The organism is Bradyrhizobium genosp. P, from assembly GCF_049949265.1.
Taxonomy (GTDB): domain Bacteria; phylum Pseudomonadota; class Alphaproteobacteria; order Rhizobiales; family Xanthobacteraceae; genus Bradyrhizobium.
Map to the genome: position 1 here is coordinate 6,197,916 of NZ_CP188195.1, position 22,724 is coordinate 6,220,639.

At 64.7% G+C, this 22,724-nt stretch carries 18 protein-coding genes and 1 pseudogene; 7 read left to right on the top strand and 12 right to left on the bottom strand.

Features of this window, described 5'->3' with window-relative positions; translation table 11 throughout:
- Positions 1–26 precede the first annotated feature (26 nt).
- The 3 genes from ACP2YO_RS30010 to ACP2YO_RS30020 are packed head-to-tail and all read left to right on the top strand — an operon-like array spanning position 27 to position 3,319.
- Positions 27–1,289, top strand: coding sequence for a Tm-1-like ATP-binding domain-containing protein (locus ACP2YO_RS30010; RefSeq protein ID WP_426434748.1), 1,263 nt, complete (start codon positions 27–29; stop codon positions 1,287–1,289).
- On the top strand, positions 1,286–1,948 hold the full coding sequence (locus ACP2YO_RS30015; protein ID WP_426434749.1) for an HAD family hydrolase: 663 nt from the start codon (positions 1,286–1,288) through the stop codon (positions 1,946–1,948). Before ACP2YO_RS30010 ends, ACP2YO_RS30015 begins: the two co-directional genes overlap by 4 nt.
- A gap of 18 nt (positions 1,949–1,966) precedes the next feature.
- Positions 1,967–3,319, top strand: a complete 1,353-nt coding sequence (locus tag ACP2YO_RS30020; protein ID WP_426434750.1) for an aminotransferase class III-fold pyridoxal phosphate-dependent enzyme — start codon at positions 1,967–1,969, stop codon at positions 3,317–3,319.
- Here ACP2YO_RS30020 and ACP2YO_RS30025 read toward each other — a convergent pair.
- From ACP2YO_RS30025 to ACP2YO_RS30070, 10 genes and pseudogenes are all read right to left on the bottom strand, one after another.
- Entirely contained in the window at positions 3,305–3,619 is a 315-nt protein-coding gene (locus ACP2YO_RS30025; RefSeq protein ID WP_426434751.1) for a hypothetical protein, read from the bottom strand. The two genes, ACP2YO_RS30020 and ACP2YO_RS30025, sit on opposite strands and share 15 nt — an antisense overlap.
- Positions 3,616–5,628, bottom strand: coding sequence for a tyramine oxidase (locus tag ACP2YO_RS30030; RefSeq protein ID WP_426434752.1), 2,013 nt, complete (start codon positions 5,626–5,628; stop codon positions 3,616–3,618). Before ACP2YO_RS30030 ends, ACP2YO_RS30025 begins: the two co-directional genes overlap by 4 nt.
- A 65-nt stretch (positions 5,629–5,693) precedes the next feature.
- Positions 5,694–6,722 (bottom strand): branched-chain amino acid ABC transporter permease, encoded by a 1,029-nt coding sequence (locus ACP2YO_RS30035; RefSeq protein WP_426434753.1) that lies wholly within the window; start codon positions 6,720–6,722, stop codon positions 5,694–5,696.
- A pseudogene (locus ACP2YO_RS30040) lies at positions 6,719–7,584 on the bottom strand (branched-chain amino acid ABC transporter permease). The gene ACP2YO_RS30035 and the pseudogene ACP2YO_RS30040 overlap by 4 nt, the downstream one beginning before the upstream one ends.
- Before the next feature lie 253 nt (positions 7,585–7,837).
- On the bottom strand, positions 7,838–8,536 hold the full coding sequence (locus tag ACP2YO_RS30045) for an ABC transporter ATP-binding protein (RefSeq protein WP_426434754.1): 699 nt from the start codon (positions 8,534–8,536) through the stop codon (positions 7,838–7,840).
- The gene (locus ACP2YO_RS30050; protein WP_426434755.1) at positions 8,523–9,254 is read right to left on the bottom strand and encodes an ABC transporter ATP-binding protein; all 732 of its coding nucleotides are present in this window, start codon (positions 9,252–9,254) and stop codon (positions 8,523–8,525) included. Before ACP2YO_RS30050 ends, ACP2YO_RS30045 begins: the two co-directional genes overlap by 14 nt.
- A 1-nt stretch (position 9,255) precedes the next feature.
- On the bottom strand, positions 9,256–10,572 hold the full coding sequence (locus ACP2YO_RS30055; protein ID WP_426434756.1) for an ABC transporter substrate-binding protein: 1,317 nt from the start codon (positions 10,570–10,572) through the stop codon (positions 9,256–9,258).
- 45 nt (positions 10,573–10,617) lie between these two features.
- A complete protein-coding gene (locus tag ACP2YO_RS30060; protein WP_426434757.1) occupies positions 10,618–11,706 on the bottom strand; it encodes a CobW family GTP-binding protein in 1,089 nt (362 codons plus the stop codon).
- A 5-nt stretch (positions 11,707–11,711) separates the two neighbouring features.
- A complete protein-coding gene (locus ACP2YO_RS30065) occupies positions 11,712–13,376 on the bottom strand; it encodes an amidohydrolase (RefSeq protein WP_426434758.1) in 1,665 nt (554 codons plus the stop codon).
- Positions 13,377–13,725: 349 nt separating this feature from the next.
- Complete coding sequence (locus ACP2YO_RS30070) at positions 13,726–14,400, bottom strand: response regulator transcription factor (RefSeq protein WP_426434759.1); 675 nt, start codon at positions 14,398–14,400, stop codon at positions 13,726–13,728.
- Between the two features lie 236 nt (positions 14,401–14,636).
- On the opposite strand from ACP2YO_RS30070, the gene ACP2YO_RS30075 reads away from it, so the two are divergent.
- The gene (locus ACP2YO_RS30075; RefSeq protein ID WP_426434760.1) at positions 14,637–15,839 is read left to right on the top strand and encodes a serine hydrolase domain-containing protein; all 1,203 of its coding nucleotides are present in this window, start codon (positions 14,637–14,639) and stop codon (positions 15,837–15,839) included.
- A gap of 28 nt (positions 15,840–15,867) precedes the next feature.
- On the opposite strand, the gene ACP2YO_RS30080 is transcribed toward ACP2YO_RS30075, so the two are convergent.
- Positions 15,868–16,695: a dienelactone hydrolase family protein gene (locus tag ACP2YO_RS30080; protein ID WP_426434761.1), complete on the bottom strand. Its 828-nt coding sequence runs from the start codon at positions 16,693–16,695 to the stop codon at positions 15,868–15,870.
- Between the two features lie 98 nt (positions 16,696–16,793).
- On the opposite strand from ACP2YO_RS30080, the gene ACP2YO_RS30085 reads away from it, so the two are divergent.
- Entirely contained in the window at positions 16,794–17,720 is a 927-nt protein-coding gene (locus ACP2YO_RS30085; protein ID WP_426434762.1) for a GlxA family transcriptional regulator, read from the top strand.
- A gap of 74 nt (positions 17,721–17,794) precedes the next feature.
- Positions 17,795–18,841 carry a substrate-binding domain-containing protein gene (locus ACP2YO_RS30090; protein ID WP_426434763.1) on the top strand — a complete coding sequence of 349 codons (1,047 nt, stop codon included), beginning with the start codon at positions 17,795–17,797 and terminating at the stop codon, positions 18,839–18,841.
- Between the two features lie 193 nt (positions 18,842–19,034).
- Here ACP2YO_RS30090 and ACP2YO_RS30095 read toward each other — a convergent pair whose 3' ends face one another.
- The gene (locus ACP2YO_RS30095; protein ID WP_426434764.1) at positions 19,035–20,675 is read right to left on the bottom strand and encodes a flavin-containing monooxygenase; all 1,641 of its coding nucleotides are present in this window, start codon (positions 20,673–20,675) and stop codon (positions 19,035–19,037) included.
- 205 nt (positions 20,676–20,880) lie between these two features.
- Here ACP2YO_RS30095 and ACP2YO_RS30100 point away from each other — a divergent pair, with 205 nt between their 5' ends.
- A complete protein-coding gene (locus ACP2YO_RS30100; protein ID WP_426434765.1) occupies positions 20,881–22,074 on the top strand; it encodes an ABC transporter substrate-binding protein in 1,194 nt (397 codons plus the stop codon).
- Positions 22,075–22,724 lie beyond the last annotated feature (650 nt).

Genomic DNA, 22,724 nt, shown 5'->3' on the forward strand with positions numbered 1-22,724 from the left:
AGCCCACCGGCGAGCCCCGACACGCGATGTCCGAGATCACGCAGCCCCGCATCCTCCTGATCGGAACCGGCGACACCAAGGCCGACGAACTCACCTTCATGAGCGAGTGCATCGCCAGGGCCGGCGGCAGGACGGTCATGTTGGACATCAGCGTGCTCGGCGATCCGCCCTACCGGCCCGCACACGACAAGCATGCCGTGGCTGCCGCCGCGCACACCACGATCGATGTGATCGCATCGAGCGGCGACGAAAACTCGGCGATGTCGCTGATGGCCGTCGGCGCCGCCAATCTCGCACGCGACCTCGCCGACCGCGACGCCATCGATGGCGTGATCGCGATCGGCGGCACGATGGGAACCGATCTCGCGCTCGATGTTGCGCAGGCGCTGCCGCTCGGCCTGCCGAAGCTGATCGTCTCGACGGTCGCATTCTCGCACCTGATCCCGCCCCACCGTGTCGCGGCCGATCTGATGATGATCCTGTGGGCCGGAGGGCTTTACGGTCTCAACGGCACCTGCACGGCGGTGCTGTCGCAAGCCTGTGGTGCGATCGTCGGTGCGGCGAAGAGCGCGATCAGGCCGCGCAAGGACCGGCCGGTCGTCGCGATCACCTCGCTCGGCAAGAGCTGCCTGCGCTACATGGTCGAACTCAAGCCGCAGCTCGAAAGGCGCGGCTACGAGGTCGTGGTCTTCCACACCACCGGTATGGGCGGCCGCGCGATGGAATCGATCGCGGCACAAGGCGGTTTCGCCGCGGTGCTGGACCTCAGTCTGCAGGAGGTCGCAAACCAGTTGACCGGCTCGGTGGTGAATTCGGGTGCGGACCGGCTGGAGAATGCGGGCAGAGCCGGCATTCCACAGATCGTTGCTCCGGGCGCCATCGACATGATCGACTTTCCGGCGTGGCTGCCGCTGCCTGGCGACCTGATCGACCGTCCCTTCCACGCGCATAACCGCCTGCTCGCGTCGGCAACATCGAGGCCGGTCGATCGCCGCAGGATTGCACGCGCGATCGCCGACAAGCTGTCCCAAGCCAGCGCGCCGGTCGCCTTCGTGCTGCCCACCGGCGGCATCCAGCAATGGGACCGCGAGGGCGAAGCGCTGCATGATCCCGACGCGCTTTCCGCCTTCGTCGAAGCAATGCGGTCGGCGATCGCACCGCCGGTCGAGCTGCACGAGATCAAGGAGCACATCAACAGCGCGGTCTTCAACGAGACGGTGCTCGGCATCTTCGACCGCTGGGTCGAAGCCGGCATCGTGCCGGCCGGCTGGATCACGGCCGCAGCATGAGCAATCCTGCCCAGGCGCTGGTGCTGGATTTCGGCGGGGTCATCTCGAAGACCCTGTTCGAAACCCACGATCTCACAGAGCACGCGCTCGGGCTCGCCCCCTGCACGCTGGAATGGCGCGGCCCGTTTGCGCCCGACAGCGATCCGTTCTGGGCCTCAATGCAGCGCGGCGAGATTTCCGAGCGCGATTACTGGCTGACGCGCAGCCGCGAGGTCGGGGGCATGCTCGGCGAAGACTGGCGCGACATGGAGACCTTCGTGAAGCGCGCGCGTGGCGCCGATCCTGACACCGTGATCCGCCCGGAGGCCGAGCGCGCGATCCGGATCGCGGCCGATGCCGGGGTCAGGCTCGCCATCCTCTCCAACGAGCTCGACCTGTTCTATGGCGCGGATTTTCGCGCCCGCCTTTCCGTCCTGGCGCGCTTCGAGACCATCGTCGACGCGACGCATACCAGGATACTAAAGCCCGATCCGCGCGCCTACCAGGGCGTCCTCGACGCGCTGGCGCTGGAAGCACATGAGTGCGTCTTCGTCGACGACCAGCGCCGCAACATCGCCGGCGCGGCGGCATGCGACATGCGCACGGTGCTGTTCGACGTGCGGACTCCCGCCGCGTCGTACCGCGAGGCGTTGCACCATTTCGGGCTGGAATTCGACTGAGCCGGACAGAGAGCGATCATGCGCGACAAAAACTTCCTGATCGAGAACAACGCCAAGCCGATCTGGCACCCGATGGCCCACCCTGCCGAGATGCGGGCGCAACCGCCACGGATCGTGATGAAGGCCGAAGGCGTTCACGTCACCGATATTGACGGCAACACCGTGCTGGATGCCGTCGGCGGCCTCTGGAACGTCAATCTCGGCTATAGCTGTGACCCCATCAAGAAGGCGATCGCCGACCAGCTCAGCGCGCTGCCCTATTACTCGAGCTTCCGCGGCACCTCGACCGGCCCGTCGATCGAGCTCGCGTATGAGCTCACCGAATGGTTCAAGCCGGAAGGCATGGTCCGCGCCTTCTTCACCTCCGGCGGATCGGACTCGGTCGAGACCGCGCTGCGGCTCGCGCGGCAATACTGGAAGATCAAGGGCCAGGCCGACCGCACCAAATTTCTGTCGCTGAAGAAGGGCTACCACGGCACGCATTTCGGCGGCGCCTCCGTCAACGGCAACGCCAACTTCCGCCGCAACTACGAGCCGCTGTTGCCCGGCGTGTTCCACATCCCCGCGCCGTCGACCTACCGCAATCCCTTCAACGAGACCGATCCCGCCAGGCTCGCGCAGCTCTGCGCCGCAGCCATGGAGGACGAGATCGCGTTCCAGGGCGGCGACACCATCGCGGCCTTCATCATGGAGCCCGTGCTCGGCGCCGGCGGCGTGATCGTGCCACCTGACAATTTCATGACGCTGGCGCGCGAGATCTGCGACCGCCACGGCATCCTGATGATCGCCGACGAGGTCGTGACTGGGTTCGGGCGCACCGGCGCATGGTCGGGCTCGCGGCTGTGGGGCGTGAAGCCGGACATGATGACGATGGCGAAAGCGATCACCTCGGGCTATTTCCCGCTCGGCGCGACCTTGATCGGCGAAGCGGTCGCGGAAACGTTCGAGACGGACACGACGTCGTTCGGCTCGATCGGCCATGGCTACACTTATTCGGGGCATCCGGTCGGCTGTGCCGCGGGCCTTGCGGCGCTGGCCGAGACCCGCCGCCTCAAGCTCGACGAGAATGCTTCCGCGCGCGGCAAGGATCTCGCCCACGCGCTCGCGCAGCTCAAGGCGAAGCATCCGCTGGTCGGCGACGCGAGAGCCAAGGGGCTGATGGCCGCGCTCGAGCTGGTGGCCGATCGCGACAGCAAGAAGCCTGCGGACAAGAAAACGATGGCCAAGGTCGCCGACGGCGCCTACGAGGCCGGCGTGATGCTGCGGGTCTCCGGCAATACCATCATCCTGTCGCCGCCACTCATCCTCACCGCAGCCGACGTGACCCGGATCGCCGAAGGGATCGACGCCGGCCTCTCAGCGGCCGGCTGAGATCGCGCTGGCGCAGGCAATGGCACGTTCGAACATCGCGCCATTGGCCTTGTCGCGGTCGAGACAGTAGGCCAGCGACGCCGGTGTCATCGTCTGGTCAGTACAGAATATCCGCATGAAATCGGCCGCCAGTGCGATCTTGCGCGGCGCCGGCTGCTTCTCCCAGTCGGCTGAACTCAGATAGAGCAAGGACGTGTCCGCGCTGCTGGCATCCGGAGAAGCCGTCGCGCCATTTGCGGCCGGCAGCATCGCGAGCACAATGCAAGCGACCGCACCGAAGCGATACGACCGTCGGATCATTTCGCATCCTTGGCATCCACCACCGGCGGCACGTCGAGCGCCGGATTGCGATCGAAGAAGTTGAACGGGCGCAGCCGGAAGCCGTGCCACAGGCCCGGCATCACCGGCCAATCCTCGGCGCGCGGCACGTGACGGAAGCCGACCGTGTACCACAGCACGAGATCGCGATCCTCGATCGGCCGCTTGGCCGCCGTCCATTTCGGCAGGCCATCGACCTCGGCATTCTCGTTCGGATAGACGCCGGCGGCGTATTTCTCGTCCTTGGCATAGGCCGACGCCCACAGCGTGTAGGCGCTGAACCCGGCCCGCAACTGGATCGGATCGTCCTTGGCGAGCAGCGAGACATCGGAATGTCCGGGCATCAGCTGGTAGCTGGTGCGATAACCCTGTTTATTGGTCTTGGCGGTACTCTCGACCCTGAACTGGGCGGCGTTCAGCGGCATCGTAATCGGCCCTTCGGTCTCAACCGGACTCGTATCGACCTGCCAGAGGCTCTTGCGCTGGCCCTCGTCCAGCCGGCGGACGCTGAAGCGATCCTCGACCAGCCGGTTGGCGGCGCCATCGACATCCATGTCGATCCGGAACGTCATGTAGTGATCGTGGTTGACCGCCAGCAACCGCTCATCGACCAACGTTCCGTAAGCCGTATCCTGCGCCGCCGTTGGATCGCTCAAGGTCCGGCTTGCCACGCCCTTGGTGGCATCGATGCCGTAGGCGCCGAGCCGCACGTCGATATTTCCGGCGCGGTCGAACACGTAGTCGACGAGATAGTCGTAATTGCCGACAACGGGCGCCATCCGTACCACGAGCTCATTGTTCGGCCGCACCTCGGCGGTGTTGTTGAGCAGCTCGCTGTGCCGCCAGATCGGATCGCCCGTGGGACGCTCGAAGATACAGACCGCACCCTTGGAGACGACCGGCATCCCCTTGGTGTCCGAGATCGTCAGGTCGAGGAAATGCGCATTGGCCGGGCAATCCTCGCCGGGCCGCAGCTCGCTGGCGAGCACGCCAAAGCCGTATTCGCCAATATCCATATAGGCGCGGAACGCCCAGCTCAGCGCCGGATCCATATAGGGCACGAACATCTCGCTTGCCGACATTTCGTAGACGATGTCACGCAGCGTGCCGTGGTCGTCATAGCGGATCAGCGACAGCACCGCGCCGACGCGCGGCTCGAGACGGACATGGAACGACCAATTGTCCCAGCGGACCTGGCCGCTCTCCACCTTGACGTTGCTGCCTTGCGGCGCCGATATCTCGACCGGCTTCGGCGGCTTGCGGTATTCTCCGGAATCCGCGTAGGCATGCGACGGCGTCGACGCCGGTGGCGGCACCACGCCGAGATCGGTGACCGACGGCACCGTCTTTGCGTTGAGATCGACCTGGGCGAACAGGTTTTCGATCGGCTTGCCCCACAAATTGTTGCCGGCACCCGTTGTATCGACGCAGGGCACGTTGAGGAGGCGACGGCCCTTCAGCTCAGGATCGGTCACCGGACCGGTCGTCAGCGGCAGGCACAGGACGTGACTGAAATCCGTGATGCCGCGCTTGGCCATCGCGGCCACCCAGCGCGGATCCTGCTTCGGCAGATCGCCCGCGGAAATCAGCTCGTCGATCGTCAGCGCGGCCTGGTGATCCCTGATCTCCTCCCAGCCAGTCAGGCCGCGTGCGGCGAGATCGATCCGTGCCTCGTAAAGATGTCCGTCCGCAAGCAGTGTCGCAACCGCCCGCCGCGCGAACGGCTGTCCAGGCCGCCACGCCCGCACCTCATCCTTGGGACACTCTTCCAGCGCCATCGAGACGACGCGCGTGGTGTCGCCAAATTTGCCGGCGGCGCGGAGGATATCGGACGCGGAACGAATTTCGTCCGCGGTCAACCCGTCCATCGGGTGCATGGCCGCCACCTGCGGCCACATCCTCTGCTCGGCATGCGACGCCAATGGCGCAACCAGCACTGCTGCGACCAGACCGGTCAACGCCCATCCGCCATGTCTGGATATCAGAGCCATTCCGCCCTCTCCTCAAATCTACTGTCGGCAGCATACAGGCAAAGGTGGCGCCATGAAGCCCCTGCCTACCCGGCAATCTGTTCCGACGCGCTCGGCAGCACCGTAGCTGCGGCTCGGCGCGGCGAGGTGCGGTGCACATCGAGGAGACGGATGCCGAGACAGTCGCGCAGTACCGGCCAGATGCCGCGCGGGGCCACCATCATGACAATGACGGCGATGACGCCGAGCCCAACCAAATACCACCCGCCGGAGAGCCCGAGCGGTCCGGTCATCAGCTCGCGCAGGCCGAAGAAGATGATGACGCCGAGGATCGGGCCTTCGAGCGTTCCGATCCCGCCGATGATGACGATGAACATCATGTAGACCGACCAGTTGACGTCGAATGCCGCGAGCGGTGCGATGAAGAGATTGCCCATGAAGCTGAGCGCGCCGGCCAGCCCGCACCCGGCAGCCGACAGCACGAAGGCGACGAAACGGTTGCGCCGGACGTCGACGCCGACGCTCATCGCCGCCAGATCATTGTCGCGCACGCTCATCAGCCCGAGCCCGAAGCTCGACGTCATCAATTTGTACAGTGCGGCGATGGTCAGAAGCGTCAAGGCGCCCGCCAGCCAGAACATGGTCGGTTCAAACCAGTCGAAATCGATCAGCTTGGCGGTGGCGAGCGGCAGCCCCGAGGTGCCGCCCACGGCTTGCGATTTCATCGTGAAGGCGCCGATGATCTCCGCAAACACCCACATCGCGATCGAGAAATAGGCTTCGCGCAACCGGAATAGCGGAACCGCAGTGATGGCGGCGACAACAGCGGCAATGACCGGCGCCACCGGCAGCACCCAGATCGGGTTGACCTCGAGCCAGCCCGCGGTCAGGAACAGCGCATAGGCGCCGAACGCGATGAAGACCTGGTGGCCGAGCGACACCAGGCCCGCGTAGCCCGCCAGCAGGTTCCACATCTGGGCCATGGTGAGCAGCAGCATACATTCCGTGGCAAGCCGCAGAATGCCCTCGTTCAGCACGAAGGGCGCACCCGCGATCACAGCTGCCAGGGCAAGAGCGGATGCTGCGAGGATCGTCCGTGTCGGCATCGGTCTCATACCTTGCTCGACACAAGGCCCGACGGCCTGATCAGCAGCATGCAGAAGAACAGCAGATGCGCATAGAGCAGCCCGGCATTGGGGTCGATCTTCAGGCCGATCAGTTGCGCCATGCCGAGCGCGATGCCGCCGAGCAGCGCGCCCCAGAACGAGCCGAGCCCGCCGAGCACGACTACCTCGAAGGCAATCAACAGCCGCTCCGCCCCCGAGAACGGCGTGAAGCTCGACCGCACCGCCAGCAGCACGCCGCCGATCGCACCGAGCGCGAGCGACAGGCCCATGACATAGTTGTAGACCCGGTCGGGCTTGACCCGGACAACCGGACGATGTCGCGTCTGTCAGCGGTCGCACGCACGATCCGCCCGAACTCGGTATGACGCAGGATGAGCTGCAGCACGACGAACAGAAGTGCAGCCAGCACCACCGTGAGCAGCGGCATGATGCCGATGTTCAGGCCGGCAATCTCGAGGCTCGCCCGCGACAATTCGCCGACCTGGAGGCTGCGCACGTCGGCGCCGAACACCTCGACCATCACATTGCGCAGGATCACCGACACGCCGAAGGTCAGCAGCAGCGGTGCGAGCGGATCTGGCGACTTGATGACCCGGTTCACAATGACCGCCTGATAGATCCATCCGACCGCAAAGGACAAGGCAATCACCGGGATCAGCATCAACAGCGGCGGCACCGACGGAAACAGATTGGCCAGCAGCACCGCGCAGAACGCGCTCAGCACCATGAACTCACCATGCGCGATGTTGACGACGCGCATGACGCCGAACACCAGCGCCAGACCGATGCCAAGCAGCGCATAGAGCCCGCCCAGCAAGGCTCCGTTGATCAACGTCTCAACCCAGATCATGTCTCACCGGTCCGTTTGCGTATCCCATTACTTGATAAAACATGGCTTGACGAAATCGGGTCGAACTGCGGCCCCAGAGGAGTTGCGCTCCCTCTCCCGCTTGCGGGGGAGGGCTGGGGTGGGGGTTCTCACCACGAGTCGCACTGTGGAGAGAGCCCCCACCCGCATCGCATCTTTGATGCGATGCGACCTCCCCCGCACGCGGGAGAGGTGGAACGAGTCTGCGGGCCGTTCGATTCAAAATCATCATGCTTCAGTTGCCGAAATAGGCATGTGTCAGTTGCTCGGGCTGCATCTCGCGCGCCGGCCCTGTCAGCGAGACCCGGCCCTTCAGCAAGCAATAGACGCGCTCGGATGCCGCGAGCGCGCGCTTGACGTCCTGCTCCACCAGCACGACGGCGGTGCCCTCGCCGCGGATATCGGCAAATGAGTGATAGATCTGCTCCACCACGACAGGCGCGAGCCCGAGCGAAATCTCGTCGCACAGCAAGAGCCGCGGATTCGACATCAGGGCACGGCCGATCGCCGCCATCTGCTGCTGGCCGCCGGAGAGCTGGCCCGGAACCATCCGCCGCCTCTCCTCAAGGATCGGAAACAGGTCGAAGACCCGGCGCAGCGTCCAGCTTCCCGAACGCCGGTTGACGCTGCCCATCAAGAGGTTCTCCTCGACGGTCAGCGAGTCGAACAGCAGCCGCCCCTCCGGCACCATGATGAGGCCGAGCCGCGACACTTGTTCGGCCGGCATGCGTGAGATATCGACGCCATCGAAATGGATCGTGCCCGACCGCTCCTCGTTCAGCCCGACCAGCGCCTTCAGGAAGGTAGATTTGCCGGCGCCGTTGGCGCCGACCAGCGCCACCGCCTCGCCGTTTCCGACGGTGAAATTCATGTCGAATACGGCCTGGAGATCGCCGTAGAAGATCTGCAGGCCGCTCACGTCAAGCAACGCCATCGGCCTTCAATCCCATGTAGATTTCGCGCACCACGGCGCTGTCCATGACATCGGCCGGCGGTCCCTCCAGGACCTTGCGGCCGAAATTGAGCACGAGGATGCGATCCGACACCGCCCGCAGCGCGTGCGGTATGTGCTCGATCCAGATGATCGCATGATCGGCCTTGACTGTATGGATGATTGCGACGAGACGCTCGACTTCGGGTTCGGTCAGGCCGGCGGCGATCTCATCGAGCAGGATCAGTTTGGGCTTCGAGGCCAGCGCCTTGGCGAATTCAAGCCGCTTGCGATCGATCAACGGCAGCGCGCCGGCAAGCTTGTCTGCCCTGGCCTCCAACCCGGTCCGTTGCAGCACGTCCATGGTCCAGGAGGTCGCCGCCTCGCCATGTAGCCCGGCGCCAAAGGACGTGGCCACCAGCGCGTTCTCGTAGACCGACAGATGCGGGAACGGCTGCGGGATCTGGAACGCACGGCCGAGGCCCATGCGCGCCCTGCGATGCGGCTGCAGACTGGTGATCTCCTCGCCGTCGAGCATGATCGAACCGCCGTCGGCCGTGACCAGGCCGACGATCAGGTTCAACAGCGAGCTCTTGCCCGCCCCGTTCGGTCCGATCACGCCGAGGCATTCTCCGCGCGCCAGTTTGAAGCTGACGGCGTCGGCGACGACGATCTCACCGAAGCGCTTGGACAGTCCGTTGACGCGCAGAAGCGGTGCCATCTCAGCTCAGCTTGGAGAGCAGCGCGAGATCGGCCTGCTTCGGGATGAACGGCGCCGTGCCGTTGTGCACGATCAACAGCTCGTATTTCGACTTGCCGCCCTTGGCCTTGCGCCACTGTCCGCCCGCCAGCGACGTAACCGCGACGTTCTTGATCGGCGTTCCCTTGAACTTCACCGACCCAACCACCGTTTCCATGTCGAGACCCGCGATCGCATCGCGCAGCGAGTTCTTGTCCTTCGGATCGCTGTTCTGCAGGGCCGCGATCGCCACCTCCCACAGTGCATGGGCGTAACCGATCGGCTGGGTCCACTGCTTGCCGGTGGTCTTCTCCCATTCCGCGGCGAGTTCGGCGGCGGTCTGTCCGGTCAGCGACGACTTGAACGGATAGGCCGGCGTCCACCACACTTCGGTCGACATGCCGTCGCCGCGATCGCCGAGCGCGTTCACCGCGCTCGGGAACAGGAACGCCGCCGCCACCGTGCACACCTGCGGCTTGAAGCCGGCCTGCGCCGCCTGATTCCACAGCGTCACCCAATGATTGCCGTAGGCGAAACCGGAGACGATATCGACACCGTTGTTCTTGAACGACGACACCTGGTTGGTGAAATCGTCGGTCGCGATCTGGAACTTGCCGGCTGAAAATTCCTGATAGCCCGCCTTCGCAATGCCGCCGGGCAGGCCGACCTTCGGATCGGAGAACGCCTGCCCCGCCGGGTTGTCGATATAGAACGTGCCGACCTTCTTGTTGGTCTCGACCGACTGCCACATGCCGAGGAAATTCCTCACGACGTCGTCGGCGCCCCAGAAGAAATGGTAGCTGTAGGGGAAACCCTTGTCCGGCGTCGATTTGCGCGGGAACATCCAGCCCTGCCACGGCACCATTGTCGAGATCGAGGGGATGCCGCGGGCGTCGGAGAGCTCCTGCACCGGGGCCTGCGCATCGCCGTCCTCGATCAGGATCAGGTCGCATTTCTCGCGTAGCACCAGCTCGCTGGCAACCACCGACGAGCGGTTTGGGTCGGACTGATTGTCCTTGAACACGAACTCGACCTGATAGGTCTTGCCGCCGATCTTGAGACCGTCCTTGAGACGGGCCTTGATCCGCTCGTGGATCCAGGTGTCCGGCTCGGCGAATGGCGCACGGACGCCGGAGAGGCACCCCACCCAGCCGATCTTGATGGCATTGCTGGCCGCGCTAGCGATGTTGACCAGCGGCACGTTCATCGCGGACGCAAGCCCGGTGGCGCCGGCCGCTTTCAGCAGTGTGCGCCGGTCGAGCCGGCCGGAAGACGTCCTGGTATTCGTGGTTTCCGTCATGTCCCTCTCCCTCAATAACCCTGATAAAAATCGTCCGGCCGCAGGTCATGCGGCAGATCGCTGGATCGCGGCGCGATCCACGGCGGCAAACTTGCACAACGTGTTTTCGATGATCTCGCGCGGGATGCCGCGCACGATGAAGACCAGCCGCGAACGGCGGTCCGCGGACGGCCACCCCTGCAGCGTGATCGGCGGATGGAAGACGTGCTGGACGCCATGCACCACCATTGGTGCGTCAGGCTGTTCCGCGACATTCACGATCGCCTTGAAGCGCAGCAGGTCCTCGCCCCTGAGCGCCGCCACATACTCAAGCCAGCGCGCGAACGCTTCGCCCTGGATCGGCTCGTCGATAATCAGACTGTAAGATGACACGTCGGTATCGTGCGCATGATGGCCGTGGTGATCGCAGTGCTCGTCTTCGCAATGGTGATGCGCGTGATCGTGAGGCTCGTTCGCAGCGCGTGACGCCGCCTCGAACCAGCACACGACGTCGGCGGACCGGGCCGCGGGATCGAACAGCCCGGCGTCAAGCACCATGGCCGGGTCGACCCTCCCGTCCCTGACACGGCTGCGAACCGCGATCGGATTGATCGCGGCCAGCCGCGACTCGAGCCGCGCCAGTGCATCGTCCATCGCCAGATCGGTCTTGGTCACGAGCAGCCGGTCGGCCACCGCGATCTGCCTGATGGCTTCGCCGTGCGCATCGAGCGTGTGCGCCCCGTTGACGGCATCGACGGTCGCGACCACACCATCGATGCGGTAGCGCGCAACGATGTCGGGTGCAGTCATCAGCGTGTGCAGCACCGGCACGGGATCGGCGAGGCCCGTGGTCTCGACCAGCACGCGATGAAACGGCGGAATGGTGCCTGCGGCGCGGCGCGCCGCCAAATCGGCAAGGGTCTCGATCAGGTCCTCGCGCACCGAGCAGCAGATGCAGCCATTGTCGAGCAGCGCCAGACGGTCCTCGCTGCTTTCGACCAACAGATGATCCAGCGCCACCTCACCGAATTCATTGATGATCGCGACGACGCCGTTGAGCTCGGGCTGGCGCAACAGATGGTTCAGCACCGTGGTCTTCCCGCTGCCGAGGAAACCGGTGAGAACCGTGGCCGGGATATGATCCGCCGCGTCCATCGCTCTCACCCCCGCTCGTACACCTTGCGGCCCGCAAAGAAGGTCATCTCGACCCGCGTGTCGGCGAGCTGGTCCGGCGGGATGTCGAAGATCATCTGGTCGAGCACGATCAGGTCGGCCGATTTGCCGATCTCGATCGAACCGACGGTCTGGTCGAGCCCGGCAGCACGCGCCGCATCGATGGTGTAGATGTCGATCACGGTGGCGAGATCGAGCGCCTGCTCGACCCAGAGCGATTTACCGGGAAAATCTCCGGTCGGATTTTGCCGCGTCACCATGCCCTCGATGCCCTGCCAGGGATCGGGGATCGGGATCACCGGCCAGTCCGAACCGCCGGCCATCAGCGCGCCGGCTTCCTTCAAATCCTTGTTCGGCCAGAACCGCTGCGCGCGCTCGTCGCCCATCGCGGCCTTGTGGGCCTCGAGGAAGATGGTCGGATACCAGATGATCGGCGACAGATCGGCCGCGACGCCGAGCTCGGCAAAGCGCGGGATGTCGTCCGGCGTGATGTAGCTCGCATGCGCGATCTGGTGGATCAAATGGGTCGGGCCGTTGAAGCTGCGCACGACGTCGATGGCGTCCAGCGCCTGGGTCACCGCGGCATCGCCGGCGCAATGGATTTTTGCGGCGAGCCCAAGCTTCTCGCAGCGCCCGAGCCAGCGGATCAGATCCGGCACGGTCAACATGGTCGAGCCGCGGAAGCAGCAACCGCGCACGGGATCGGCCAGATACGGTTCGTGGAACGCCGCCGTCTTGGCGCCGGGGACGCCGTCGAGGAACACTTTCACATAGTCCGGCCTTACGTGCGCGCCGCGATACTGCTCCCGCAGCGCAAACAACTCCTCGCCTGCCTTGCCGAACATGAAGCCCGGCTCGACCACCGGCATCGCGCAGACCGCCCACGCCGTGAGCTCGCCGCGGTCGTCCAGCCCCTTCAGCGCCGCCATGATCGGCTGCATGCTGGCCGCGTCGATGAACGCGGTGACGCCATAGGCGTTAAGGACCGAGATCGAGCGCGCCACCGCCGTGCGGTCCATCTCCGCGGTGTAATGGCCGGAAGCCGCGAGCGCGCGCTCGACGAGCCCCGATGCAGCCTCGATCATCACGCCGGTCAGCGTGCCGGTCTTGAGGTCGCGGCCGATCTCGCCGTCGGTCGGGTTTGGCGTATCGGCCTGCACGCCGGCGAGCCGCAACGCGGCCGAGCTGGCCCAGCGATTGTGATAGCTATCGTCGCGCAGCAGCACCGGATGGCCGAGGCTCGCCGCATCAAGCAGCGCGCAGGATTCCGCGGTGTTGAGATCTCCAAGTAGATTGTTGCCGAACTGGCCGCCGACGATCCAGGTGCCTGTGGCCGCCGCCGAGGCCGCCTTGTGGATGGTTTCCGCGATCTTCGGAATGCTGTCGCTGGAGGCGAAGCGCAGCTCGTAGAGATCGGCCTGCCCGCCCATCATGATGTGGTTGTGGATGTCGACGATGCCAGGCATCACCATCCGGCCACCGAGATCGATCGTGACGGTGGCCTCGCCGATCAACGGCGCAATGTCGCGCTCCTCGCCCACGGCCACGAAGCGGCCGGCCTTGACGGCGGCGCCCGCAGCCCACGGCTGCTGCCGGTTCGACGTGTAGATCCGGCCGTTGCGAAATACTGCGTCGGCGAAAGTCGTGTCCATCGGCATCAACGTCCCGCTGGGAGAATCTCGAAGCGCGCCGTCCTTGCGCCCAATGCGGGCGCACGTGGCGAAACCACGCACGAGGCCGGCATGATCTGACAAAGGTTCGGCATGTCGGGTTTGCGGGCAATCAACCGTCCGGTGGATGATGCCTCGCCACCGCCGGGCGAACGGCAGGTCGCGTCTCAAAACCCCCAGCGCCAGCGTGTCCTTGCGATGGTCGGAGGCGTCCAGGACAGATCGTCGTTGCGAGGAGCGAAAGCGACGAGGCAATCCAACCCTCCGCATATGCAGCAAGATGGATTGCGTCGCTGTCGCTCGCAATGACGTGGATAGGCCGAACGTTGCCTCAGTGCGGCCGCGACATCAATGCCACGACGGCGGAGCGTGTCTCGACGCCGAGCTTTTCGAAGATGTGGATCAAGTGCGTCTTCACGGTGGCGAGGCCGATGCTGAGGCACTCGCCGATCTCGCGGTTGGTACGGCCGCAACACAGCAACTCGACGACCTCCATCTCACGCGAGGTGAGGCCATAGCGCGCGGGCTCGTCGGCCGCGGGCGCCAGGCGGCTGGTCAGGTTGAATTCGAGATAGTCGTGAATCTTCTCGGCGATGTGCATGCTGCCGTCAGGTATCCTGCAGCCCGGCGCCCAGAGCACGCTCATCCCGGCCACGATCCGGTCTTTGCGCCGGAAGAAGAACTCGATCATGTCGGCGACCCCGCATTGGCCGGCGAAGGAGCGGTAGGTGGCCGCCTCTGCCGTGGCGCATCGATCGAGGGCGGCGCTCAGACGGGCAATCGGCTGATTGGTCGCGGAACGCGGATGCAGGGGATCGAGCCGGTTCATGCCGGCCAGATACTGGTCGTGGAAACTCGGCGGGACGTTGCTCGAGAGCACAAAGCGGTTGAGGTTGAGGTTGCCGTCGACTTCATAAAACGCCGTCGCGGACCCCTCGAGAATCCCCCGCGCGAAATGGATGGCCTGCGTGGTCGCCGGATCCGAGCGGCCCAAAAGCGCAATCATGACCTACCCTCCCGATGTTTCCCGATGGCGGACGTCTGCGCGCCGCATAGCCGCGCACGCTGGGGCAGACGCCCGGCGTAGTCAAGCAATTTACGGGCCAAACGCCGGAGGCGCGCAACCCCAAAATGGTTACATCCAGGTGACCCGTCATCGGCCTCCACCATCCGGTGGATTGCCGACCGTGCGGCGCACGCCGACTCTTAACCCATCACCCCAACGCCTTGGCTGGAACACGAATGAATTCGCGTCGCATCATGGCCGCCTTCCCTCCGGCGGCCGACCAACAAGTCACGCTCGCCAACTGGCGGCAGCATCCCTTCAGCGAGTGGGCATTTCGCAATGTGCGCGAATTGCTGCCGACCGCGAACATCGCGCGTTCACGCGAGCCGGCGCCGCTGTCGTTTGCACAAGAATATCTCGAAGACGTCAGCTTCGCGAACCCGCGCGGCGAGACGATCGAGGTTGCCGAGGCACTGCGCACCAGCCACACCGACGGCATTGTGGTGTCGCATCGTGGGCGGATCGTTTCGGAGTGGTACGCCCACGGCCTGACGCCCGATACGCCGCATCTGGTCTTCTCGGTCAGCAAGTCGATCGCCGGCACGCTCGGCGGCATCCTTGCCGATCGCGGCAAGCTCGATCCCGACGCGCCCGTCGTCGGCTACATTCCAGAGATGGAGGGATCGGTCTATGGCGGCGGCTGCACGGTGCGGCACCTGCTCGACATGAGCATCGGCATCCGCTTCGACGAAGACTATCAGGCGCGCGACGGCGACGTGATGAACTACCGGCGCTCGACCGGATGGGAGCCGCCGGATCCCAGCGTTCCCGCGACCAATCTGCGAGACTATCTCAGGACGTTGCGGCCGAACGGCACGCCGCACGGTCACACCTTCCACTACGTCTCGACCAACACCGACGTGCTCGGCTGGGTCTATGAGCGCGCCTGCGGCATCTCCTATGCCAAGATCCTGGCGCAATATCTTTGGCAGCCGATGGGCGCCGAGGACGATGCCTACATCGCCGTCGATTCCCGCGGCGCGGCCCGCGTCGCCGGCGGCATCTGCGCGACCTTGCGCGATCTCACCCGGTTCGGCGAGATGATGCGCAATCACGGCGTCAGCAACGGCCGCCAGGTCGTGCCGAGTTGGTGGATCGACGACATCAGGCGCAACGGCAATGCCGAGGCCTGGGTACGCGGCGACCTGACCAAGGTGTTCCCGAACGGCAATTACCGCAGCAAATGGTACACGATCGACCGCGGCGAGACGCCGCTTGCCGCGGTCGGCATCCACGGCCAGTGGGTCTATATCGATCCGGCCAATGAAATGGTGATCACCCGCGTCTCCTCGCAGCCGCTGCCGATGGACCTCGATCTCGATCACATGTGGATGCGCGGCTATCGCGCGCTCGCCGCCAGACTTACGGGAAAGTCCTGACAGGAAAATCCTGAACGGATCGCGGCGTTCACGCCTTCGCAGTTGACAGCCTCTGCCTGAAGAAGGCCACGATCTCGTCGCGCGCGGCGATCGTCGGCTGACCGGCCTCGTCGATCAGATGCACGGTGACGACGCTATGCGGGGTCGTGACGAAATTCTGGAAGAACGGTGGCACATCGCGGTTCGCCGCGCTGTCGGGGAGCACCCGCCCATCGAACCGGTCGCCGAGTGCCTCGGCATAAGCCGCGAAACGCTGCGCCGTACAGAATTTGTCGCCCGCGAAGCGATAGGCCAGCACGGTCAGGTCCTCCCGCTCGAGCCGCTCGCGGATGGCCTTCACTTCGTCAGGCGCGATCTCGATGCCATCAGGATCGTTCAGCGGCAATGACGGCTGCGACAGCACCGGCGCCAGCATAGATGGCTCCAGCATCATGGTCAGTGCAAAATTCCCGGTAAAGCACATCCCGATCGCGCCAACGCCGGGACCGCCGCATTCGCCGTGGGCAAATCGTGCCAGTGACCGCAGCCATTTTGTTACGGGACTGGATTGGTTGGCGGCCATCGCGTGAAACTCCGCACTGACGCAGGCACGCTGGAACACCGCGGCGCCCTCCTCCGCACTGACCACAGCGCCGTCACGACCGAACAGCGATGGCATATAGACGGTAAAGCCGGCGTCGCGAACCCAGCGGGCGAAACGCGCGACATGCGGGCTGATGCCCGGCATCTCCGCCATCACGATGACCGCAGGACCTTTGCCCGCGACATGGACGGCCTTGCTGATGTCATCGAGCGTGATGTCGCGGCGCTGGAAATCCTCGAGCGGATCGTCCTTTGTCATGGGCCGGTTCGGCATCGGCGTAGCTCCCGGTCGCGGTTGAACTTCGAGCATCATTGCGATTTCGCAGTCGGCCGGCTAGTGTCAAAAATGACATTAATCGCGGATTTATTGACATGACCAAGGTTGCGGTTGTCGAGATCGACGGCTGCCTGGCGTCGAGCGCCGCCATCACCCATGACGTGCTGGCCACCGCCAATCGGATCAGCACCGCGAAGCGCAAGCGCTTCGAGGTGACGACGATGCGGTATGGCCCGAGGCGCAGCGTCGGCCGCCTGGCGGGCGTCGATCTCGTGATCGTCCCCGGTCTCGGATCAAACTCGGCCGACGAGTTGGAGCAGAAATTGTCGACACCGGCATGCCGGCGCGCGCGTGACATGCTCGCAGCGGCGTTCGAAGACGGCGCCATGCTCGCCGCCTCCTGCGCGAGCAGCTTCCTGCTGGCCGAGACCGGGCTGCTCGACTGCAGGCGGGCGACCACGACATGGTGGTTCGCGCCGCTGTTCCGGCAGCGCTACCCGAACGTCGACCTTATGACGGAGCGGATGGTCATAGCCGATTGGCCGATCGCGACCGCCGGCGCTGCGATGGCGCAGATGGACCTGATGCTCGCGGTGGTCGCCCGCTTCGCCAGCCCCGATATCGCGAAGGGTTGCGCCAATTATCTGCTGCTGGACGAGCGGCGCTCCCAGGCTCCCTTCATGGCAATAAACTACCTTGCGAGCCAGGACCCGAAGATCGCCAAAGCCGAAAAATGGGTGCGCAACAACATCGCACGCGACTTCGCAATCGATGATATCGCCGATGCGGTCGGGCTGGCGCCGCGGACATTCGCCAGGCGGATCGCAGCGACCTGCGGCATGTCGCCGATTGCGTTCGTGCAACGGATCAGGATCGAGACCGCACGATCGCTGCTCGAGACTACCCGCCTTTCGGTCGAGCAGATCGCGCGCGAGGTCGGCTATGCCGAGCCTTCGACGCTACGCCGGCTGATCCGGCGCGACACCAGGCACTCGCCGCGGCATTTTCGGTCCGCTGGGTGAACAGGAATCAATTGAGATTCACGGCGGGCCTGATTAGGTTCAACGACACGGCAATCGACGAGGCGAAGACGACAATGCCCAAAGCGCGACGGACACGACCGACGATTCGTGACGTCGCGGCCGAGGCCGGCGTATCCGTGAGCAGCGTCAGCCGCACGCTCAATGGCGGCATCTACACCAGCGCCGAACTGCACGCCCGCATCATGCGCGCGGTCAAGCGCCTGGGGTTCGAACCGGACCAGGCGGCACAGGCGTTGCGCTCGCGGGCGTCGAACACGATCGGCTGCATGGTGGCCGACTTCTCCAACCCCCACTACACGGGCATGGTCGGTGCGGCCGAGGAGGAATTCCAGCGCGCCGGCTTCCTGCTGATGCTGGCGGCGACCAAGCATGAGGAGGCGCGCGAAGCCGCGTTTCTGTCCGCCGTGCGCCGCCGCCAGATGGACGGGCTCCTGCTGTTCGCGGGCGACAACTCGCACACGGATTTCATGAAGGGGCTGGCCATGCTTGACCTGCCCTGCGTCGCCGTCGACCGCAAGGTGCCTGGGAGTGCCGCGGTTCGCGTCGATCACCGCGGCGGGGCGCTGGAGGTGACGCGTTATCTGATCGGGCTCGGCCATCGCCGCATCGCATTGCTGACCGGCAGCGCCGCTGTCATGCCGAGCGCGGAGCGGCTCGCCGGCTACCGGCAGGCGCATCTCGACGCCGGGATCGAGATCGATCCGGCCCTGATCCGCGCGCATATGCAGGGCGCCAACACGGCGTTCAGCTCGGTCTGCCAGTTGCTGCAATTGCCGACGCCGCCGACCGCGATCATCTCGCTCGGAACCAGCATGCTGGCGGAGGTGCTGGAAGCGATCACGAGCAAGGGGCTACACTATCCCCAGGACGTGTCGATTGTGTGCAGCGGCGACACCGATCTCGCCCGACATGCGACGCCGGCGATCTCGGCGCTGAGCTGGGACATGAACGAAGTCGGCCGCATCGCTGCGCGGCTCCTGCTGGAGCAGATCGGCAACGGCGACAAGGCTGTTATCGGCGAGCCGATCTATCTACCGACGCGTTTCATCCTGCGCCACTCCTGCGCCGCGCCGCCGACGGCGGTGCGGGGGCGGAAATAGCATCGACCGGCTCTCTCGTTACTTCCGTCATGCCGCGCACCGATGATCGAAATGCTGGAAACGGTTCCAGTATTGCCCCTGTCATTGCGAGCGAAGCGAAGCAATCCATTCTCACCAATTGCGCGAATGATGGATTGCTTCGTCGCTTTCGCTCCTCGCAATGACGGAGAGACTGCGTCCGCGAGACCAACTCTCAACGCATCACAAAGCCTTCGTAATCGCGCTGCGCGATTTGCGCGATCCGATGCCGGTAGCCCTGGCCGACATAGGGCATGAACACCCGCGGCTTGCCGGCGATATTGGCGCCCTGATACCAGGAGTTGGCTTTCGGATAGAGCGTGCGGCTAGCGGCGTCGGCGACATGCGCCATCCAGTCGCGTTCGGCGTCGCGCTCCGGCTCGATGCGCGTCAATCCCTTCGAGCGCATGCTCTCGAGGCAGGTCGTGATCCACTCGACATGGTTCTCGCAGGCGTGAATCACGTTGCCAATCACCGACGGGCTGCCGGGTCCGGTGACGACGAACAAATTGGGAAAACCCGACACCATCAGGCCGAGATAGGCGCTCGGCCCGTCGGCCCATGCTGCGTTGAGGCTGGTGCCATCCCGCCCGCGAATCTGCATCGCGGCCAGCGCGCCGGTCATCGCGTCATATCCCGTCGCCAACACCAGCGCGTCCAGCACAAACGATCGCGCCGCGGTCTCCACACCCGTCTCGGTCACCGTCGTGAGCGGCTCTTCGCGCAGATCGACCAGCTCGACATGCGGCAGATTGTAGGTCGCGAAATAGCCGCTATCGATGCAGATGCGCTTGACGCCGAGCGGATAGTCTTTCGGCGATAGCACCTCGGCCGTCGTCTCGTCCTTGACGATGCCGCGGATCTTGTCGCGTACGAACTCGCAGGCAAGGTCGTTGACGGCCTCATTGGTGAGGATGTTCGGAAACGCGGTGAGGATACCGCCGCCGCCCAGATTCCAGAGTTCTTCATAGCGCGCCCATTGCACGTCCCTGTCCGGCACCGGCGCATCGAACGCGTTCGCCGGCACGCGCCCAAATTCCGGCGTCTCGAGGCTCTCGCGATATTTCGCGATCACGGGTTCGGCGGCCGCCACGTCGGCATCCGACAGCGGCGCGTTGCGCGACGGGACCGAGTAGTTCGGCGTGCGCTGGAACACCGTGAGACGGCTCGCCACCTTCGCGATCATCGGGATCGTCTGCACACCCGACGAGCCGGTGCCGATGACCGCGACGCGCTGTCCGGAAAGGTCGATTGGTTCGTGCGGCCACTCGCCGGTGTGATAGACCGGCCCGCGGAAGCGCTCCAGGCCCGACAGCTTCGGCCGGTTGGGGACCGAGAGATTGCCGGTCGCCATCACGCAGTAGGACGCCAGGATGCAGTCATCGCGATCGGTGCGCAGCGTCCAGCTCCGGCTCGCCTCGTCCCAATCCGCTGATGTCACGCGGGTGCCGAAACGGATCGACGCGCGCAGATCGAACCGGTCGGCGACGTGCCGCGCATAGTCGAGGATCTCCGGCTGGGCGGCATATTTCTCGGTCCAGCGCCACTCTTGCCGCAGCTCCGGCGACCAGGTGTAGGAATACAAGAGGCTCGGAATGTCGCACCGCGCACCGGGATAGCGGTTCCAGTACCAGGTGCCGCCGACGTCAGCCCCCGCCTCGATGCCGATCACCTTCAGGCCGAGCTGTCGCAGGCGGTAGATCGCATAGAGCCCGCCGAAGCCGGCGCCAACCACAACGGCATCGCATTCGGCGACAACCGGCGGCCTGCTGTCCCTGACTTGATCGACCGGGCTCGCCTGCTCCCGTCTGGTCATCTCAACTATCTCCCGATCGCAGGAATATTGCCATTTGCACCAATACGCGTTAATCTGGAAACGTTTCCAGACGGAAGCGCATAGAACAATCTTCGCCGCGCGTCAACGCGCCGGCCCCTCACGCGGGCCGGCCGGACGCAACGACGGCGGACAAGCAGGGAGTGGTTCGGGGATGTTGAACGGTTTTTGTCTTCGCGCGTGCAGTATGGCTGTTCTCGCTGCCGCCGGCGCGCTGTCGCCTGCGCTGGCGCAGAAGAATTACGGCCCGGGCGTCTCGGACACCGAGATCAAGATCGGCAACATCATGCCCTATAGCGGGCCGGCTTCCGCTTTCGGCGTGATCGGCAAGACCGAGGCGGCATACTTCAAGATGATCAACGATCAGGGCGGCATCAACGGCCGCAAGATCAACTTCATCTCCTATGATGACGGCTTCTCGCCGCCGAAATCGGTCGAACAGGCGCGCAAGCTCGTCGAGGGCGACGAGGTCTTCCTGGTGTTCCAGCCGCTCGGCACTGCGCCCAATGTCGCGATCCAGAAATATCTCAATGCGAAGAAGGTCCCGCACCTCTTCATCGCCTCAGGTGCGACGCGCTTCGGCGACCCGCAGAGTTTTCCGTGGACGATGGGCTGGCAGCCGAACTACCAGAGCGAGGGGCGGATCTACGCCAGATACATTCTCGACCATTTCCCGAACGGCAAGATCGCGGTGCTCTGGCAGAACGACGATGCCGGCAAGGACGCGCTCAAGGGCATGCGCGACGGCCTCGGCGACAAGGCCAGCATGATCATTGCCGACAAGTCCTACGAGCTGACCGATCCGACGCTGGATTCGCAGATCGTGGCGCTGCGCGCCTCGGGCGCCGACATCCTGTTCACCTGGGCGGCGCCGAAAGGCGCAGCGCAGATCATCAAGAAGGTCGCGGAAATCGGCTGGAAGCCGACCTTCATCCTGACCAGCACGGCCACCTCGGTCGCCTCGGTGATGCGGGCCGCGGGCGTCGAAAACTCCCAAGGCGTCATCTCGGTCGCCTATCTAAAGGACCCGACCGACCCGGCCTGGAACGACGATCCCCAGACGAAGGAATGGCGCGCCTTCATGGACAAGTACCTCCCCGACGGCGACCAGACCAACGGCAATCACGTCTATGGCTACGTCGCGGCAGAAACGCTGGCGCAGGCGCTCAAGCAGTGCGGCGACGATCTGACCCGCGAGAACGTCATGAAGCAGGCGGCCAATTTGAAAAACTTCGCGCCGAAGATGATCCTGCCCGGCATCAAGATCAACACCAGCCCGACCGACTTCCGTCCGATCGAGCAGGAGCAATTGATGCGTTTCGAAGGCGATCGCTGGAAGCTGTTCGGCGACATCATCACCGGCGAGGTCGGCGGCGAATAACACGGCACAATCGCTTCCACCCGTCATGCCCGGGCTTGTCCCGGGCATCCACGTCTTTGGCTCCAGTTTGCCCCTAAGCACTGATTTGCCCGACGGGGCAAGCCCTCGCGGCAAAAATATTTCCGTTTATCGGAATTGCAACTTAGTGTATAAATCCGCCTGTCCCACCCGATTGAGGGGCGAGCGCACGTCACGAACGCGCGGTGGGATGCGGTGGACGCGGATTGCGCAACAGACGAGTGCGCATGAGGCGGACGGCGAAGTCGTGCAGGCCTGACGCCCTAGTGGCAGGTGTCCTGTCAGCGAGAGACTGAGGTCTCTTGCTGACGGCGGTGACAAGCAAGCCCAGTCTCACCGGGGAGAGCACGTATAAGCCGTAACCCATCGCGCAGGGAAAGCCGGAGTTCCCGGTTACACCTGTGGTCCTACCCCGGTGCTTTTTGTTGCACCGGGCCCATGGGTGCAATCGGCACCCGGCTTTCCCTGCGCCCTCTATCAAGTGAGGGGGCGACGACGGCAGCAAACCTCGGACAATTCATGTCGCGAGAACGCGTTTGTATGATTTTTGAGATCGAAGCGCGCCACACATTCCGTGTCGTCCTGGCGAAGGCGAGGACCCATATGTGGACGGCCCCCGTGGCACAAGAGCT